Annotated in this window: 21 protein-coding genes; all 21 read left to right on the top strand. The window is 31.1% G+C overall.

Features of this window, described 5'->3' with window-relative positions:
* Positions 1–804 precede the first annotated feature (804 nt).
* Positions 805–1,299 carry a DMP19 family protein gene (locus HNV10_RS16640; protein ID WP_173302523.1) on the top strand — a complete coding sequence of 165 codons (495 nt, stop codon included), beginning with the start codon at positions 805–807 and terminating at the stop codon, positions 1,297–1,299.
* A gap of 146 nt (positions 1,300–1,445) precedes the next feature.
* On the top strand, positions 1,446–2,003 hold the full coding sequence (locus tag HNV10_RS16635; protein WP_173302522.1) for a hypothetical protein: 558 nt from the start codon (positions 1,446–1,448) through the stop codon (positions 2,001–2,003).
* Positions 2,004–2,166: 163 nt separating this feature from the next.
* Entirely contained in the window at positions 2,167–3,642 is a 1,476-nt protein-coding gene (locus HNV10_RS16630) for a hypothetical protein (RefSeq protein ID WP_173302520.1), read from the top strand.
* 152 nt (positions 3,643–3,794) lie between these two features.
* Positions 3,795–4,412: a hypothetical protein gene (locus tag HNV10_RS16625; protein ID WP_173302519.1), complete on the top strand. Its 618-nt coding sequence runs from the start codon at positions 3,795–3,797 to the stop codon at positions 4,410–4,412.
* A 134-nt stretch (positions 4,413–4,546) separates the two neighbouring features.
* Positions 4,547–5,125: a hypothetical protein gene (locus tag HNV10_RS16620; RefSeq protein ID WP_173302517.1), complete on the top strand. Its 579-nt coding sequence runs from the start codon at positions 4,547–4,549 to the stop codon at positions 5,123–5,125.
* Positions 5,126–5,288: 163 nt separating this feature from the next.
* Complete coding sequence (locus HNV10_RS16615) at positions 5,289–5,939, top strand: hypothetical protein (protein WP_173302516.1); 651 nt, start codon at positions 5,289–5,291, stop codon at positions 5,937–5,939.
* Positions 5,940–6,085: 146 nt separating this feature from the next.
* On the top strand, positions 6,086–6,448 hold the full coding sequence (locus HNV10_RS16610) for a DUF2853 family protein (RefSeq protein ID WP_173302515.1): 363 nt from the start codon (positions 6,086–6,088) through the stop codon (positions 6,446–6,448).
* A 1-nt stretch (position 6,449) separates the two neighbouring features.
* Complete coding sequence (locus HNV10_RS17290) at positions 6,450–6,578, top strand: hypothetical protein (RefSeq protein ID WP_262887138.1); 129 nt, start codon at positions 6,450–6,452, stop codon at positions 6,576–6,578.
* Positions 6,578–6,979 (top strand): hypothetical protein, encoded by a 402-nt coding sequence (locus tag HNV10_RS16605; RefSeq protein WP_173302514.1) that lies wholly within the window; start codon positions 6,578–6,580, stop codon positions 6,977–6,979. Before HNV10_RS17290 ends, HNV10_RS16605 begins: the two co-directional genes overlap by 1 nt.
* A gap of 143 nt (positions 6,980–7,122) precedes the next feature.
* Entirely contained in the window at positions 7,123–7,638 is a 516-nt protein-coding gene (locus HNV10_RS16600) for a hypothetical protein (RefSeq protein ID WP_029448978.1), read from the top strand.
* A 324-nt stretch (positions 7,639–7,962) separates the two neighbouring features.
* Positions 7,963–8,514: a hypothetical protein gene (locus HNV10_RS16595; RefSeq protein ID WP_173302513.1), complete on the top strand. Its 552-nt coding sequence runs from the start codon at positions 7,963–7,965 to the stop codon at positions 8,512–8,514.
* A 159-nt stretch (positions 8,515–8,673) separates the two neighbouring features.
* Entirely contained in the window at positions 8,674–9,363 is a 690-nt protein-coding gene (locus tag HNV10_RS16590) for a hypothetical protein (RefSeq protein WP_173302512.1), read from the top strand.
* Positions 9,364–9,511: 148 nt separating this feature from the next.
* Positions 9,512–10,219, top strand: a complete 708-nt coding sequence (locus HNV10_RS16585; protein ID WP_173302511.1) for a hypothetical protein — start codon at positions 9,512–9,514, stop codon at positions 10,217–10,219.
* 630 nt (positions 10,220–10,849) lie between these two features.
* A complete protein-coding gene (locus HNV10_RS16580; RefSeq protein ID WP_173302510.1) occupies positions 10,850–11,689 on the top strand; it encodes a short-chain dehydrogenase in 840 nt (279 codons plus the stop codon).
* Between the two features lie 153 nt (positions 11,690–11,842).
* On the top strand, positions 11,843–12,292 hold the full coding sequence (locus tag HNV10_RS16575; protein WP_173302509.1) for a hypothetical protein: 450 nt from the start codon (positions 11,843–11,845) through the stop codon (positions 12,290–12,292).
* A 212-nt stretch (positions 12,293–12,504) separates the two neighbouring features.
* Positions 12,505–13,248 carry a hypothetical protein gene (locus HNV10_RS16570; RefSeq protein WP_173302508.1) on the top strand — a complete coding sequence of 248 codons (744 nt, stop codon included), beginning with the start codon at positions 12,505–12,507 and terminating at the stop codon, positions 13,246–13,248.
* Positions 13,249–13,386: 138 nt separating this feature from the next.
* On the top strand, positions 13,387–13,920 hold the full coding sequence (locus HNV10_RS16565; protein ID WP_173302507.1) for a hypothetical protein: 534 nt from the start codon (positions 13,387–13,389) through the stop codon (positions 13,918–13,920).
* A 134-nt stretch (positions 13,921–14,054) separates the two neighbouring features.
* Positions 14,055–14,687, top strand: a complete 633-nt coding sequence (locus HNV10_RS16560; protein ID WP_173302506.1) for a hypothetical protein — start codon at positions 14,055–14,057, stop codon at positions 14,685–14,687.
* Positions 14,688–14,836: 149 nt separating this feature from the next.
* Complete coding sequence (locus HNV10_RS16555; RefSeq protein ID WP_173302505.1) at positions 14,837–15,382, top strand: hypothetical protein; 546 nt, start codon at positions 14,837–14,839, stop codon at positions 15,380–15,382.
* A gap of 157 nt (positions 15,383–15,539) precedes the next feature.
* Positions 15,540–15,941 carry a hypothetical protein gene (locus tag HNV10_RS16550; protein WP_173302504.1) on the top strand — a complete coding sequence of 134 codons (402 nt, stop codon included), beginning with the start codon at positions 15,540–15,542 and terminating at the stop codon, positions 15,939–15,941.
* Between the two features lie 222 nt (positions 15,942–16,163).
* Positions 16,164–17,117, top strand: a complete 954-nt coding sequence (locus HNV10_RS16545; protein WP_173302525.1) for a Fic family protein — start codon at positions 16,164–16,166, stop codon at positions 17,115–17,117.
* Positions 17,118–17,368 lie beyond the last annotated feature (251 nt).

The raw sequence follows: 17,368 nt of genomic DNA, 5'->3' as shown, positions 1-17,368 counted from the left end.
AATGTGTATAACTAATTGCTGTATTAGTCTCTACTTGCGAATATTCCTTCGGAATATTCACGGGTTCGTAAATGTTTGCTATCTTAGTTGCTTAATCCACGCAACTAAGTAATACACGCACACGTTGGCAGCAATGCGCCTCGACAGCAAAAGCCTTCGCCTACCCTGACTTCAGGCTTTCTTTATTCGCGCTATCAAAGAACCTTTATTTGGAAATGCAAAACGATGGATTTAAAGCTTATCGAATATATTGCAATAAAAACTGCTGATTAAACCAAAACCTGGACAATTTCATTCAAATTAAACCTTAACTGAACATTTCAAAATCACCTACGTTAAACAAAAAAATAGCCTAGTTTCTTTTTCGCGATTTTTTTTTAGAATTTTAAGTAAGTAAAATCAGAAAAAATAGAGCCGGAAATTTTAATTTCTTACGGAACTAGAATAGTCATCTAACTCATTATACGTAAAATCCTGAAATTAAAAATATAACGCAGGATTTACAAGCTGAGCGTAAAATGCGTGTCTGATTAGCAACAACGCAGGACTAAAAACAGATTATCTCTAGATTTATTTAATAATTAAGTTAATTAGTTAGCTAATTGGAGTATATTAAATTATCATTTATTAAAAACATAGCTTATAAAAAAATAAGCACGGCTGCCAACACCGTGTATAATTAATTGCTTTGGCAAGTGCTTCTTTGGAAAATTCCTTCGGAATTTTCTCTGGTCCGTAAAAGTTTGCTAAATTAGCTACCAAACCACGCAACTAACTATACACAAAACCGTTGTAACACATTTGATGAAAACCCAAGAAACATTGACAAACGAAGAATTAATTGACTATGTCTACTATGACATTGCAGGAAAATATCTGAACGAAAAAATCAATGATTGGAGTCAAACGAGAATGTGGTATAAAACAGTTTTTGAATTATCAGAACCTGTTCGATATACGTATGGAATTGGAGTTTTGAATATGCAAGTAATGAATGGTGGATTTGAACAGTATTTTGACAATGATTATGGAATTTTTGCAGAGGAAACGCTAAATGGACTGAAAAAAATTGGAGCTGAATTGACTTTTGGACTTTTAAAAAGTGCAATCGAAATATTAAATAAACATAAAGAACCGCAAACTGACTTGTTTGAATTCATAACCCAGAATAAATATTGGGAAAATGAACAAATAGAACAAGAACTCGACCGATTAGATGATGAATATTACAAACTCGAAGAAAAAGAGAATTTGACTGAATTACTCGGGAATTATTTGCGGAACTGTGAAATAAAATAAAAACGTGTCACAACAATGTATAACCGCAATTACGGCGGATTCGACTACGTCCGAATCCACTCGGAATTGCGAGCGTCTGTGCCAAACCGAAAATTAATGCATATTAACCCGTAACTGACGGTTATACGAGACCGTTAGCCTTAATTATGAAAAAGTGGAAAATAATTATAATTTTAGTCCTAACTCTATTGGTAGTAAGAGAGTTTTCTTCGTCTGAAATAACTTATTATAAGGCTTATTCTAATATTAATTCAACTAACAACAATAATATAAATACAAGCAGCTATAAAAAAAAATCCTCAATCATAGAAAGTAATATAATTAAGTCTAATGAAAATGACATTCCTAAAATAATTTATTTCGGACTCGATGAAAAAGTTGATAATTCGACTTTTCCGAACGGGAATTATATTAATGTGAGCGTGATGAACTACCCTAATATTAGTTTGACAAGGTATATTCCGTTTATAAAACCAATTAATTTCAATTCGGATGTTTCTTATAATTGGAATACAACAATAGAAAAAAACGACACTATAACCTCAATTAACTGTTCTGGTTCAATAAAAATTGATGGAGATAATAAAATTTATGGAATTTGTTCTGGAAAAGAAGCAAAAAGAATTATTGAAAATAAAATAAAACAAAAAATTAAAGACTACATATCGAAAGGAATTAATGATAAACTGAAAACAATTAACTAAGGCTAACACCGTGTATAATTAATTGCTTGGTCACTGCCGACTTACGAAAATTCCGCTGGAATTTTCTATCTGTGATTTGTTTGTTAACTTAGTTGCTTAACCACGCAACTAACCATACACAAACACGTTGGCAACAATATAGCCAGACCAATAAAATTTAGGAATGAAAATATACTTTAGTGATTTTTTTGGAATAGACTCTGATAAATTAGAGGAATATGGAGCATTCAATATTTCGCTGATAAATGACCTTCCTCTTTTTATTGACCCTTTCCTTCTATTTGGAAGTTCAAAGCCTGAATATCAAAATGAACATAATAAGGTTTTAAAATACTTAACATTTTTAAAAGAAAAAGCTGAAAACGGACTAAATAACAGCTCAACTATCCAAGCTTGGTATGTTTTTAAAGAAGTAAAACAAAATTGGTTTGGATATAGCAAAGTAGGAAACTCTGGAAGCGGATTAGGACGAAAGTTTGGAAAAGCGTTTTCCTCATCAATTCATATTGTATTTGACGATTTAGGTAAAGAACAAGTAACTCAATCTTCTCATTTGGAAAAGGCTGGTTTATTTCAAATTGGAGTTGGAAAAGATAACATTAGTGATTTTTCTACGAATTTATTAAAAGAGTTTTTACTTGAATATACAGAAACGTTTGCAAAGAAAGAGATTGACAAAAAACATCTCAAAACAGTAAATGTTGAACGAGTTTACTTTGACTACAAATTAGAACGTTGGATGCCAAAAGAGTACGTTCTTCCTCGCATCAACGATGATTTCGTCATTATTACGCCAAAAGACATTTTAACCAAAGACGAAAATTGGATAAATAGTAACGATTTAAGAGGCGACTTTACTCGCATTTGCACAAGCATTTCAAACGACCAATTAAGAGGAGAAATCTTCAACTACTTTAGAAAAATGCTACCTGCAAAAAAACCTAATCAAAAACACACTCAAAAAGAAAGAACTGCGGCAATTCAAAAAACGATTTTAAAATTCCCAGAAATAATAAAATTCTTCGTTAAAGAAAAAGAGGAGAATAAAAAAGGAGCAAAAAGCATTGCGGAAAAAAGAGTTGAGATAGTAGACACAATTTTTGTAAAAAATGTCAGTTCATTCGTGGAATTACTTTTAGAGAAAAGTGATTTCTACGACATTCCGCCAAAAACATCTTTTGACGAAGCGATGAAAAGAATTGTTTATTTAAAAGATGTAATCGAGAAAAATGATGGTTATAAACTTTTCTACATTGATGGAGAACCAATTAAAAGAGAAGCTGATTTACAAATTATTTACCGATTAACTTGGTTTGCATCAGATTTTGATGTGAATAGAGAGCCGAATAATGGACGTGGACCAGTGGACTATTCTGTATCAAAAGGTTCAAATGACAAAACTGTAGTTGAATTTAAACTTGCATCTAATTCCAAAATTCGTCAGAATTTAGAGAATCAAGTTAAAGTTTATAAAGAAGCAAATAACACAACAAATGGAATAACAGCCATACTGTATTTTAGTACGACGGAGTATAATAAAGTAAAGAAATTAATCGGAGAGCTTGGAATTAAGGAAGTGGAAGAATCAATAATTTTAATTGACGGACGACCGAAAAAATCTGCTTCCAATGTGAAATAAATACTGTTGCCAACACCGTGTATAATTCATTGCTAGTACTCGCCTACTTACGAAAATCCTCTCGGATTTTCTATTCGGTTTGTATTTGCTAATTTAGTTGCTTAAAACACGCAACGAAATCATACACAAACACGTTACCCACTATTTGAGAAATGCAGTACTTCAAAGAAAATTTAAAGAATAAACCAACTCTATTTCTCGTAATAGGAATTATCGTTCTTATTATTGGAATTCCTGCTGGAATCTATGGTTTAACGTTAAATGGAGGAGCAAGTTTGGGAGGAGTACTGATTTTAGTCGGAGTTGTTGCATTTATGCCTTTTTTGGCAATCGACCGAATTTTAGTAAAACGAATAAAGCCACTCAAACTATCAATTTTCGAGTTAATTTTAAGTGTAATTGCATTATTATTTTATTCATCAGACAATAAAAAATTAGTAGTTGACTTGACCGAATATCAAAGCGATTATTTTGTGATAGTTTATAATGATGGGAATTTAAAAAACTCTAATATAAATTGGTCATTTCCATTTAATAAAAAAGTGGAATATAACTCAAACTCGATAATAATTCCAGCCGAATTTCAAAGCAAATATAGATTGGATATTGAAACACCGAAAAATTGGTCTGGAACAAGAATGAATCCAGACCGAATTGACAATATTGGATTAAGAATTTATACTAGTGGAAAAACAAAATTGAATCGAACTGAAATTGATTCACTAGCAACGATGGAAATAAAAACAGTGGGTAACACCGTGTATAATTAATTGCTTTTTACGTGCCTACTTGCGAAAATTCCTGCGGAATTTTCTCGGGTTCGTAAAAGTTTGCTAAATTAGTTGCTAAACCACGCAACTAACCATACACAAACACGTTAGCCACAAGCTGAAAAAAATCCATATTGAAAAATAAAAAGGAATATTTAAAAGGAAAATCCGTCTTTATAGTTTCGTTACTTGTCATCGGAATTACAATTCTGACTGTTTATCTGACTGGCGAAAATTATAACCGAAATGTAACGTCGAATTTATATTTATCGTTGTCCATAATTGGAACAGTACTTTTCTTGTTTATGACTTATGGCCTTTACAAAGGAATTGGATTAAAAGACAATTTTCCTAAATTTAGAGAATTTAAGACTGGAGATTTTATTGCACAATCTGGAACTGCACCTGATTTGCCTAGTATAGAAGTTGGAGACGGAATTGGTGGATTAATAATGTCGATTCTACTCTGGATTGGAATGACTATTATAATCTTCCTTCTTCTGATTTTGCTGGAGGCATTTTTTTGGATTTCGATTTTTATAATTTTAGCAATGCTTTATTGGGTGTTTTTTCGAGCTTTAAAATTTGTGTTTTCAAAATCAACAGAAACGAAAGGAGATATCGGAATTTCTGCAATATATTCGTTGACTTATACTATATTGTATTTAGGTTGGATATTCGGAATTGTTTATCTGACTGAAATATTAAGATGAAAAGCCAGATGGCTAACACCGTGTATAATTAATTGCTTTTTAGAGCTTACTCGCGAAAATTCCTGCGGAATTTTCACGGGTTCGTAAAAGTTTGCTAACTTAGTTGCTTAACCACGCAACTAACCATACACAAACACGTTAGGTGCAATACTGAAAAACAACCATGAAAAGAATAATACTACTTCTGACTTTGATAATAAGTTATTCGAGTTTTTCACAAAGTATGTGGAAAAAAGCTGCGGATAAATACAAGCAGAATAATATTAAAGAAGTAAAAATCTATCAGCAAAATGTTGAGAATAAAAATCAAAAAAGATTATGGGACTGGGAATATTATGACCGAGAAGGACGTTTGACGGAGAAAAAAAGATTTCAATCAAATGGAAATTTTGAGTCTCATTACAAATTTGAATACCCAAATAATAAATCACGGATTTTAATCTCATTTGACAAAAAAGGAAACGAAATAAAACGGATTGACCAAGAATTTGACTTATCCGATGATGAAAACACTCTAAACCAATTCAGCGAAAGTGGATTTTTTGAATATGAGTACAACGAAAATGGAGACGTTACCAAGGTTTGGAGAATTAAAGACGACCCTAAACGACTTCAAACGGAAAACTTTTACAACTATAAAGGATATTTAATTAAAAGTAAAAGTTTAGTGTTTACAAGTGACCGAAAAAGCACTTTCATATCGACAAGCACTTACGATTTGGATGAAAATGGAAATATTTTAAAAATAACAACACAATCAAACGAAAAAGTAAAAAGTATAGCTGTTTATGAATATAAAAAGTACAGCACCTAACACAGTGTATAATTAATTGCTTGGTTTTAGTCAATTTACGAAAGTCCTCGCGGACTTTCTATCTGTGATTTATTTACTAACTTTAGTGCTTAAAACACGCAACTAATCATACACAAACACGTTGTAGGTAATATAAAAAACACAATATGTCGAAAAGAGACGAATTAATAAAAAAATACGCAGTTGAATTGAAGGAAAAATTGGGAGAGGATACCGATTTGGACTTACTAACTAAAGTGACTATTGGACTTGGTCCTTCAATTTACAACGCTGATTCAGCAACTATTTCTGGCTCTGACCAATCTGAATTAAGAACTGTAAAGAACAATTTCTTAATAAAAAAGTTAGGACTAAAGGAAAGTCCTGAATTAGATACTGCGATTAACAATGTTATTGAAAAATACGGTAAGTCAAATCGAAATAAATATCGAGCTGTTGTTTATTACTTGCTGACTAAACATTTTAAGAAAGAAGAAGTTTATATAAAAAGAGGCACTGGACCTAGATAATATGGCAAAAAAAAATACACCAAAAAAAGACTCTTCAAAGTCTGGAAAAAAAACACAACTAAAAGAGCACAAACGTTCAGGTTCTGACGGAAAAAGTCAGAAAGGAACTGGACCAAGACAGAAAAAATAATGGCTAAATCAAAGTTATCTGAATTTAAAGAAGACTACTACTTTTTCACGGGAAAGTTAAGCGACATTAATAGGCAAATTGCTTTTGCTGGAATTGCACTAATTTGGGTTTTTAAAAAAGGAGAAAATACAGAATTTCAAATTGACAATGAACTTATTTTACCTGCAATTTTTATAGTTGGTGCATTAGCTTTTGATATGTTTCAATACATTTATCAGTCAGTTGTTTGGTCGATTTTCTACACTAGAAAAAACAGAAAAAACAAATCAGAAGATAAAAAAATTAAATCCCCTGAATATTTGAATTATCCATCGTGGGTATTTTTTTTCATTAAGGTCATTCTTGTTTTAATAGCTTATTGGAAAATATTTGACTATTTATTGGATAAATTTTTAAAATAAATACTACCTACAACACCGTGTATAATTAATTGCTTGGTCACTGCCGACTTACGAACATTCCTGCGGAATATTCTATCTGTGATTTATTTGCTAAATTAGGTGCTTAACCACGCAACTAACCATACACAACAACGTTGTACATAATGCTAGAAAAACTAAACTACATATTGATATTAGCTCTGATTTCAGTGAGTATTTCGTGTAAAAACGAAAAGAAAAATAATATTCTGAATTTAGAAACGGGAACGGAATTGAAATCTGATTCTGTAGAAACTTATAATGAATTAGCAAATACTGAGAAAAGAAAAACACTCGAAATCTCAGAATATAATACTGATAACTCGGAAACTGAAAATATTAAACGACCCGAAAAAACAATTATTCGAAATTTAGAAATTGACACAACTAAAGCATTCGGAATTTGGACCCAAGACCCAAACGGACCTCACGCAGATTTTTGGCTGACTAAAAAATCATTTTATGTTGTGGACTATGATGGAGATGGAGCAATGCCATATATTTTGGACAAAAATAAAATAACAGTATTTTATAATGACTTTATTCAAAAAGGAACGATTACATCAACGGAAAATGATATTCTGAAAATAAAGTGGTCTGATATGGACAAAGAAACCGAATACGTGAAATTCGAAAACTAATAAAGCACTATGTACAACAAAACCTATAAACAATACGGGCTTCGGGCTTTACCAAAGGTTTGTGTATTTTTATGAAGTCCGCAAAATCTTTTGGATTTTGCTCTGGACAGGAAAAAATAAATCAAAACAAAAAGATTTCGCTACGTGCGTGGCGGAAAGCAAACGCTAGTTTGCTCCCGTACTGTTCATAGCTCAAGCGTTGTGCGTAATTCCTCAGATTACGCAAAAGAAAATAATCACATCTTATCAGCGTTTAGTGAGTGTACAAAAGAAAGACGAAAATCTAAAATATTAGTATCTGATTTTCACAACGACTAAGAAAACATGAGTAAAAAACTATTGTTGTTAATATTAATAATTCCAAATATCTTTTATTGTCAAAGTGAATTTAAAATCTCTGAATTTAAAAATGTACATTCAAAAGTGATTAGTATATTACATGAGAAAAATATATTCCCTTCTGATGTTCAATCTTCAGAAATTAATATTACTGATTTAATCAATTCTGAAAATAAAGTTGACGATATTATCACCAAAGGTATATACAGCATTTATTATCATTATCATTGGGATTCTTATTTAATGCTGAAAAATAAAAATGAATTTATCCTTTATACTACACCTCTAGAAGATACTAAATCCCTATTTGGAGGAGTATTAGGACTTGATAAATCAAAAAAAGAATCAAAAGAATATTTAAAGGAAATATATAATCATCTTTATTATTTGCTCGAAAACAGAAATAGTAAAGGATTTAGGGTAATATCAACTAACCGAAAAGAATATGAAAAGAACAGGAAAAAAATCCTTCATTCTGAACTGAAAAGATTAAAAAAAGAATATCGTTATTATTTAGATTTAATAAGAAAAGGATAAAAAACTACGCACAACACCGTGTATAATTAATTGCTTTTTATGTGCTTACTTGCGAAAATTCCTGCGGAATTTTCTTGGGTTCGTAAAAGTTTGCTAAATTAGTTACTTAACCACGCAACTAACCATACACAAACACGTTGTCTGTAATTTAACAAAACTATGAGTAAAGCTTTTCTGAAAATATTATTTTTTGTTGTTTCTCTTATAATTATAGGATGTAAAGTTGATAAAGAAAAGACCTTAGTCGGTTCAAAATCGAATAACTGTGAAAGTCCATCTGATGCAATTGTAAAATTCAATACAGTAAAGGAAAGTGATGTTTCTGAAAGTATTTTGAAATATACTAAAAGTCAACTTATTGAATTTAGCACCTTAGAAGAAAAAGAAATTTCTGATTGGATTAATAAAAATGTGTTCAGCGAAAAAAGAGGTAATTCTCAAATTAAAGAATGGAATATTAATGATAATGACATTTGCTTTACACAAAATGTAAGAATTGAATCTACTTCAGATTCAACTCAAGTTTCTGAAGTTGATATCAAAATATGCAATTCAATTTTAAGTGAAGATGTTTCTGCTGGAAATTATTGGGGATTTGATTCAGAAAATTTTAAAATCAACTTAAGCTACTGCTTCGATTCAATAGAATTTATTAAACCTGTTGGCTATTATGAAATTGTAGACAACAATGGAAAATTGGAACGTTCATTAATAACAGATTTAAGAAAACACAAATGTTCCGTAAATATTAACTTGACCTTTCTCGATAAAAAAAGTAATACAGAATATAATAAGCTGATTTTATCTGATAATGGATTTTTATATACTGATTTCAGAAACTGGAAATAAAAAACTACAGACAACACCGTGTATAATTAATTGCTTTTTAAGTGCTTACTTGCGAAAATTCCTGCGGAATTTTCTCGGGTTCGTAAAAGTTTGCTAAATTAGATGCTTAAACACGCCACTAATCATACACAAACACGTTGCCCACAATATGAAAAAACAATTGATAAGAACAATTTTAACTCTATTTTTGATTTCGTTTAGCTATTTAACTTTTGCCCAAAGTGGAAAAGCTACTTTAATATTGAAAGATAGTACTAGAATTAATGGGTTTGGCGAAATAAGCGGAATTTCATCAATCGTTTCAATAAAATTCAAGAATGACAGCCTAAAATGGAGAAGTTATAAGTCAAAAGAAGTTATCGGAATAGACATATTAGAAAACGATTATTATAGACAGTTTCGATATAAATATAAGGACGAAGACAAGTTCCCAGAAATATTGGAAATAGTTTCTATTGATAGTTTAAGCCTCTATGTGCGAACTTATAGCGGTAGTGTTTTAACAAACTCATTCGTGAATGAACCAATTAATATTAATGGAATTGACAACCCGCAAACAATTGAGTTAGATAATGGACAAAAAATAAATATAAGTAACCGACCTCGTAACAGCTACACGGAAATTAACTTTCCGAGATACAGTTATTATGTTGGCTTTGGAGAAAGTGACCAAGTTGAACATTTATATACTAAAGGTTTACCATTTGCGAAAAGTTTCAAAAAGTCAATGAAACAATACTTTAAGAATTGTCCCTCATTAATTGACAAAGTTGAAAACAAAGAGTTTAAAAATGATGAGCTATGGAAAATTTTAGATTATTATAACCGAAATTGCTTAAATGTAAAATCCGAATAAATACTGTGGGCAACACCGTGTATAATTAATTGCTTTTTTATTCTCTACTTGCGAATATTCCTGCGGAATATTCACGGGTTCGTGAATGTTTACTAAATTAGTTGCTGAAACACGCAACTAACCATACACAAACACGTTGGCTGTAATAACGCAGCGCAACCAAAATCGGAATTTTAAGCAAAATAATCAAAGTGTTTTAAGCCGAATTGAACGCAAAATGCTCACTCAATCCAAAAACGACGGAACTGAATATTAACTCAACTCTGGAAATTCACTCAGTCGGAATTTTATGCTCGATTTCTGAAAAATATTACGCTGGATTTTTTAGCTCGTTTGCGCAATCAGAATTGCAATCGAAAAAGCAACGCGCGAATTTATTACTCAAAATCTGACTTCTACTTTACTTCTCTAAATCAAAACTGGAATTTAAAACGCAAAAAAGCACTCAAATAATTACAAAACCAATTTACTACAGCCAACAATGCGTATAGTTAATTGCTATAAAAAGCTTACTCACGAAAATTCCGCTGGAATTTTCTCTGGTTCGGTCTATTTTTGCTAAATTAGTTGCTTAAACGTCGCAACTAAGCCATACACGCGCACGTTGTAAGCAATTAAAACCGAAACTAAATGAATGTACCATCACCAACTGATTTTGTTTTTAAAACACCTCTTTACGAATTAATTTCTTGGAAAGACGAGGATGCTCAAATAGAAAATGCAGAATTTCAGGGAACAGAAGGTAAAGAACTTGAAGTACAAAATATAGTTTGTTTCCAAGGGAAAGTCGATGGATATTGCGTAGAATGTGCAAAAGAAAGTACATTTCAAAGAATAGACAAAGTTCCGAATACTTGGGATACGAGTTGGTTTATGGCTACCAGAAAAACTTTAGGTTTTACTCTGACCTGCGCAAGAAATGCAGAGCACAAAATTGAAATAATTTATAAAGTTCTTCCTGAATTTGAGGGAATAATCAAAATTGGACAATTCCCAACTATTGCTTCTCTTATGAAAGGAGATGTAAACAGGTATCGCAAAATTCTTAAAAAACAATTCAGTGAATACACAAGAGCTATCGGACTTATATCACACGGAGTTGGAATTGGTTCATTCGTTTATTTAAGGCGAATATTCGAGGTACTAATTGAAGAAGCTCATCAACAAGCAATGAAAATTGAAAAGGATTGGAATGAAGAAGAGTATGGTAAATTAAGGATGGGAGAAAAAATAAAAGAACTAAAAAATTATTTACCGAAATTTCTTGTTGATAATGCCAAAATGTATGGAATTTTAAGCAAAGGAATACACGAGTTATCTGAACAGGAGACTATGGAATATTTCCCAGCTGTAAAATTAGGTATTGAATTAATACTTGATGAAAAAATCAAAATACAGGAACAGAAAAATAAGGAGAAAGAAGCTTCTGAATTACTTAATAAAATAGCTAATAAAATTGACAAAAAATAACTGCTTACAACAATGGCTATAAGTAATTGCTTGTTCTCGCTTACTTCTGAAAATCCTAGCGGATTTTCAGCTCGCTGTGTACTTGCAAAGTTAATTGCTAAACCACGCAACTACTCATAGCCGAGACCGTTAGCAAACATTAGAACGAAGTCAATGAAGAAAATATTTGGATTTAGTTTATTACTAATTATAACCTTATGTCTTTCGTCCTGTTCTTGGGGAATATTACTATTTGTCGGTAATAATTTTGACCAAGAGATACAGGTAACTTATAAGATAAATGAAACTAATTTTTTAAAAAGCCCTAAAACATTTGCTTTTGACAAAAACATATATGGCCTTTATTATAAAAACGAAAAGAAAAGACCATCTGAATTACCTAATAACGCTGAATATGATGAAGAGTTGAAAACGGTAACTCTGACTATCAAACCTAGCGAAGCTGTTTTTATTGGAGGTTATGCATCATTTGAATCGTTTGAACAGGAACTCGACAAAAGCGAATTAAAAATAATTATCAATAAGGATTCCGTTATTGAAAAAAATAAATTGATTGAGCTTTCTAAATATAAAAGAAAGACTAGACTAATTGAAATAAAATAACGTTTGCTAACACGGTGTATAAAACATAGCTAATAAGTGCTAAACCAAAAGGTTTGTGTATATTTAGAAAGTCCGCCAAATTTTTAATTTGGCTTTTTAAAAACAGAAAAATTAAAAACAAAATATAAAAATTCGGCTCTGTGTTTATCCGAAAAGTTAGTGTCTTTTTGCACGCTACGTTTCATACACAAACCGTTAGCTAACATTTGAAAATGAACAAACCGATAATAATTTTACTTCTGATTTTAACGATAGTTGGTTGCGGAAAAAAGACTGAAACCAAAATTGATAAAATTGAATTCCAGAATAAAACGTTCAATCTTATCTCGGAATCTGAACCAGACACACTTTTTATTGAATTTAAAGATTCAACACATCAAATATTTGGCAATTTATGGCGAGGGAAAATTCCTTGGAGAATCTCGAACTATAATAACTCAAACTTTTTAGTTCTTGACAATAGAGTAATCGGAATTAAAAAGTCAAGTGAGGATACATTTGACTGTACTTACATCGGATTGAGAGACAACTCGTTTGAATTGGCTGTAAGAAAGCCAAAATGGAATAAAGAGCTATTAAATGGAACTTGGGTTGAAAAAGAATTATTTGAATATCACTCAAACGATAGTATTTCCAAGCCACCACCAGTTCCTGCACCACCAGGATTTTCGGAAAGTGATTCACAATATCCACCTTTGTATAAAATAAATGGTGATTCTATTTATTTAACTTACGATTATCATAAATCAAAGTCACAACTTGAAATAAATAATACAGGTGAGTTCTTAAAAATGCGTTTAGAAAATTTTGATTTAGGTCTTGGAGTCGAGGAAACCTTTTGGCGAATAAAATTTCTTTCTGATAGCTTAATGATAATTGATAAAACTGCCGATAACACTCTTGAATTTGGAAAAGAAAAAGAATTGACAAACATTAAACTGATAAAAAAACGTTAGCTAACACCGTGTATAATTAATTGCTGTTTTCTTCACTACTTGCGAAAATTCCTGCGGAATTTTCACGGGTTCGTTAAAGTTTGCTAACTTAGTTGCTTAACCACGCAACTAACCATACACAAACACGTTACAGCACATATGAGAAAAACCATCGGTAAAGACATAATTCCACTTCTGATTTCAATAATACTTCTGATAATTTCAATCGGAATTACATTGTTTACAGATTACGTTCTGAATTATAAGCATTACGTGGGAATTGGACTCGTTGGAATTTCATCAATTCTGTACTTTAAAAACAAAAAAGTATATGTTTACTTATTCGGACTGACTTTAATTCTCGGAATAGCGAATTTAATTGACATATATTACTCGAATATAGTTTTCGGAATTGGGCCAATTAAATTCAATCCAATTTTTATGACCTTACTATTTATTTTCTTGGCTTTAAACAAACAACTTCTGAATCAGATATTTCCTGAAAAAGAAATGACCGAAAAGGATTTGGCGGAACAGAGCGCAAAAAAAGAAAATTTGATTATGATTTATGAGCGGAAATTCGAATCAAAAACGGAATCGGAATTGAAGAATATTGCAGACGATAAAAGCGGATACGTGGACGAGGCGAAAATTGCTTCGAAGAATATTTTGAGGAATAAATACGTGCTGTAACAATGTATAACCGCAATTACGGCGGATTCGACTACGTCCGAATCCACTCGGAATTGCTAACGTCTGTGCTAAACCGAAAAATTTGCGTACTTTAACCCGTAAACTGACGGTTATACGAGTACGTTGTGCATAATATGAAAAAAACACTTTTGCTCACTTTTAGCATTTTGATATTACTCATTACAATTTCTTGTGGGACAAAATATTCTACGGCAGAATTGAAGTCAAATTTCACAAATGAGGAGATTAATGACTTGAAAGAAATTACCACTTTCTTTGTTAAAAACGTGTGTGCGGAATATGATTCTGATTTGAAAAAATGCTTTAGAGAAGTTAATCACGATTCTTTAACTGCAAGCGGAACTGGAATTTGGGCAAGAATTGATTTTGAGGAACAAAAAAAATTGTATGATAGAATCTCGCCATCAACTTTTAATAAAATTTGGATGTATTGCGAATCTACTTATTATCCAAGTGGAACAAAATCTAAAGATATTTGCGCAGTAGCATTTGGTAAATATCAAAATTACTTAACAGAATTAGGAAAAGCAAACCCTAGAATTGCTAAATATGCGGATAGAATTCAAGCATCTGGCGCATTTAATGGATTTGATATTCAGTACTACGAAATTTTAAAACCGAATAGTGTATTTGACTTAAATGACCCAAATATTCAGTTGATTTTAGCAATACATTATTTGTCGCTAAATGATGAAATGACTAGGAACACACATTTAATGGAGCAAAACGAACAAACATTCGAATAAAAATACTATGCACAACACCGTGTATAGTTAATTGCTTTTTTGAGATTACGTACGAAAATTCCGCTGGAATTTTCTCGGGTTCGTGGGTTTTTGCTAACTTAGTCGCTAAACCACGCAACTAAACCATACACAAACACGTTGCCAGTAATTTGAGAAAAACAATAATCATATTATTAGTATTTATAAGTTGGACTACGTTCTCGCAGTCTGAAAAAAGTCCTGACCGAATTTTGACCTATGGTTTGCCGAATTTTGACTATCAGAAAGCAATGGAGTTTGTCGGAAAAAAATGGGGAATTGAACTTTATCCTGTTGCAGGTTGCATGGTTTCTCAAGAATTAATGGATAGCGTTAAAATTGTCAATAAGAAACTCTGGAAAAAAATGGACAGTATTCACGGTATGGATTCCGAAAAAAAGTTTCTAAAAGAAACCGTTGCCGAAATGAAAAGAATAAATGAGGCACAAAAAATATTTGATTCTGATAGACAAATAAAAAAAAGAATTAGAAAAATTAAAAAAGAAAAGAAAGGAACAAACACTTATCTAGAAAGTGTTTCTGCTGATGGAAATATATATTATTGGACAGTATACAGCTTCAAGAGTAAAAACAATCCAGAATATAATTGGGGACCTGAATTCAAAGTTGGAGTAAATTTGACTGAAAAGAAAACGGAAATAATCGAACTGGAATAAAAACTACTGGCAACACCGTGTATATTTAATTGCTTCATTTCTGCCTACTTGCGAATATTCCTTCGGAATATTCACAGGTTCGTAAATGTTTGCTAACTTAGTCGCCAAACCACGCAACTAACCATACACAAACACGTTGTATGCAATTTAACTACCAATGAAGAAAGGATTAAAACATAGACTTCTAATTTTCGGAATTGTAATAATTACAGTTGTCGGATTTATTGGATTTGGACTTTACTCAATGGAAATTGAAGACCATTATGGCGACCTGAAAGAACTATATTATGATTCAAAAAGTGGAGATATAATACTAAATAAATCAACTTCTGAATTTGGAATAATAGAAAAAAACTGGAAACGCATAAATATCCGAACTCGAAAAAAAGATTCTACGGATTTATATAATTGGGTTTATCAAAACGGAATTGAAACCAATACGGAAATTTACAGACCAATAATTGAAACGGAAAACATAAATAGTTTCGATTATTCAGAGGTTGTTGACAAAATAAATGCTTCTGAAATGACTTTTATAAATAGAAATAAAAAAGAATAAAAACTGCATACAACACCGTGTATAATTAATTGCTAGGTTCTTCCCTACTTGCGAATATTCCTTCGGAATATTCACGGGTTCGTAAAAGTTTGCTAAATTAGTTGCTTAACCACGCAACTAACCATACACAATCACGTTGTGCCCAATTAAAAAATTACGTTTCATAACATAATTCAGATTAAATGATTGTATCTTTGATAGTATCAAATGATAGTATCAAAAATGAAACCACCTTACGAAATAACATCTTCTATTTTAAAATTAATAACTTCTATTTCAGAAAAAATAGGAGAAGTAAATGCTAATTTATTAAACAGACCTTCACCTAAATTGAGAAAACAGAATAGAATCAAAACTATTCATTCTTCGTTAAAAATAGAAGGAAACACACTTACAGAGGAACAAATTACTGCACTTCTTGAAAACAAAAGAGTTATTGGTCCTAAAAAAGATGTTCTAGAAGTTTTAAATGCAATCAAAATCTATGAAAATTTAGAAGAATATAACCCCTCTAATGAAAAATCCTTTTTAAAAGCTCATCAAAACTTAATGGAAGGTCTAATTGAAAACCCTGGAAAATATAGAAATCAAAGTGTAGGAATTGTAAAAGGCTCTAAAGTCGAGCATTTAGCACCTCCTTTTGAAAATGTTCCATACTTAATGAAAGACCTTTTTGATTACTTAAAAAAATCTGATGAAATTGAATTAATTAAAAGTTGTGTTTTTCATTACGAAATGGAGTTTATACATCCTTTTTTGGATGGAAATGGTAGAATGGGAAGATTATGGCAAACTTTAATTTTAATGGAAAAATATCCAATATTTGAGTTTCTACCCTTTGAAACGTTAATTAGCAACGACCAAGAAAAATATTATAAAGCCTTGGCTGAGAGTGACAAATCAGGAAAATCAACCAAGTTTATTGAATATATGCTTAACGTAATTGACATTTCAATAAGTCAATTATTAGATTTTAATAATCGAACTTTAAATGAAAAAGATAGATTAGAATATTATGTTTCATTAAACAAAATTGAATTTACAAGAAAAGATTATATGGATGTTTTTAAAGATATTTCATCAGCGACTGCAAGTAGAGATTTAAAGAAAGGAGCTGAATTGAATTTATTTGAAAAAATAGGAGAAAAAAATAAGACAATCTATCGTTTAAAATAACTGGGCACAACACCATATATAATTTATTGCTGGTTCTAGCCTACTTACGAAAATCCTCGCGGATTTTCTTTGTCTGTAATTATTTACTAAATTAGTTGCTTAAACAACGCAACAAACCATATATAAACACGTTGGCACACATAAAAAAAATGATTACGATTATAAAGAAATATAAAGCGGAAATAATATTTGGAATAATTTTAATAGTTCATTTTAGCGGAATAATTAAAAATATTGAAGTTTATGAAATT

It is taken from the genome of Winogradskyella litoriviva (genome assembly GCF_013249065.1).
Lineage (GTDB): Bacteria > Bacteroidota > Bacteroidia > Flavobacteriales > Flavobacteriaceae > Winogradskyella > Winogradskyella litoriviva.
The sequence above is the reverse complement of the archived record's forward strand: the minus strand, read 5'-3'. Positions and strand labels throughout refer to the sequence as shown.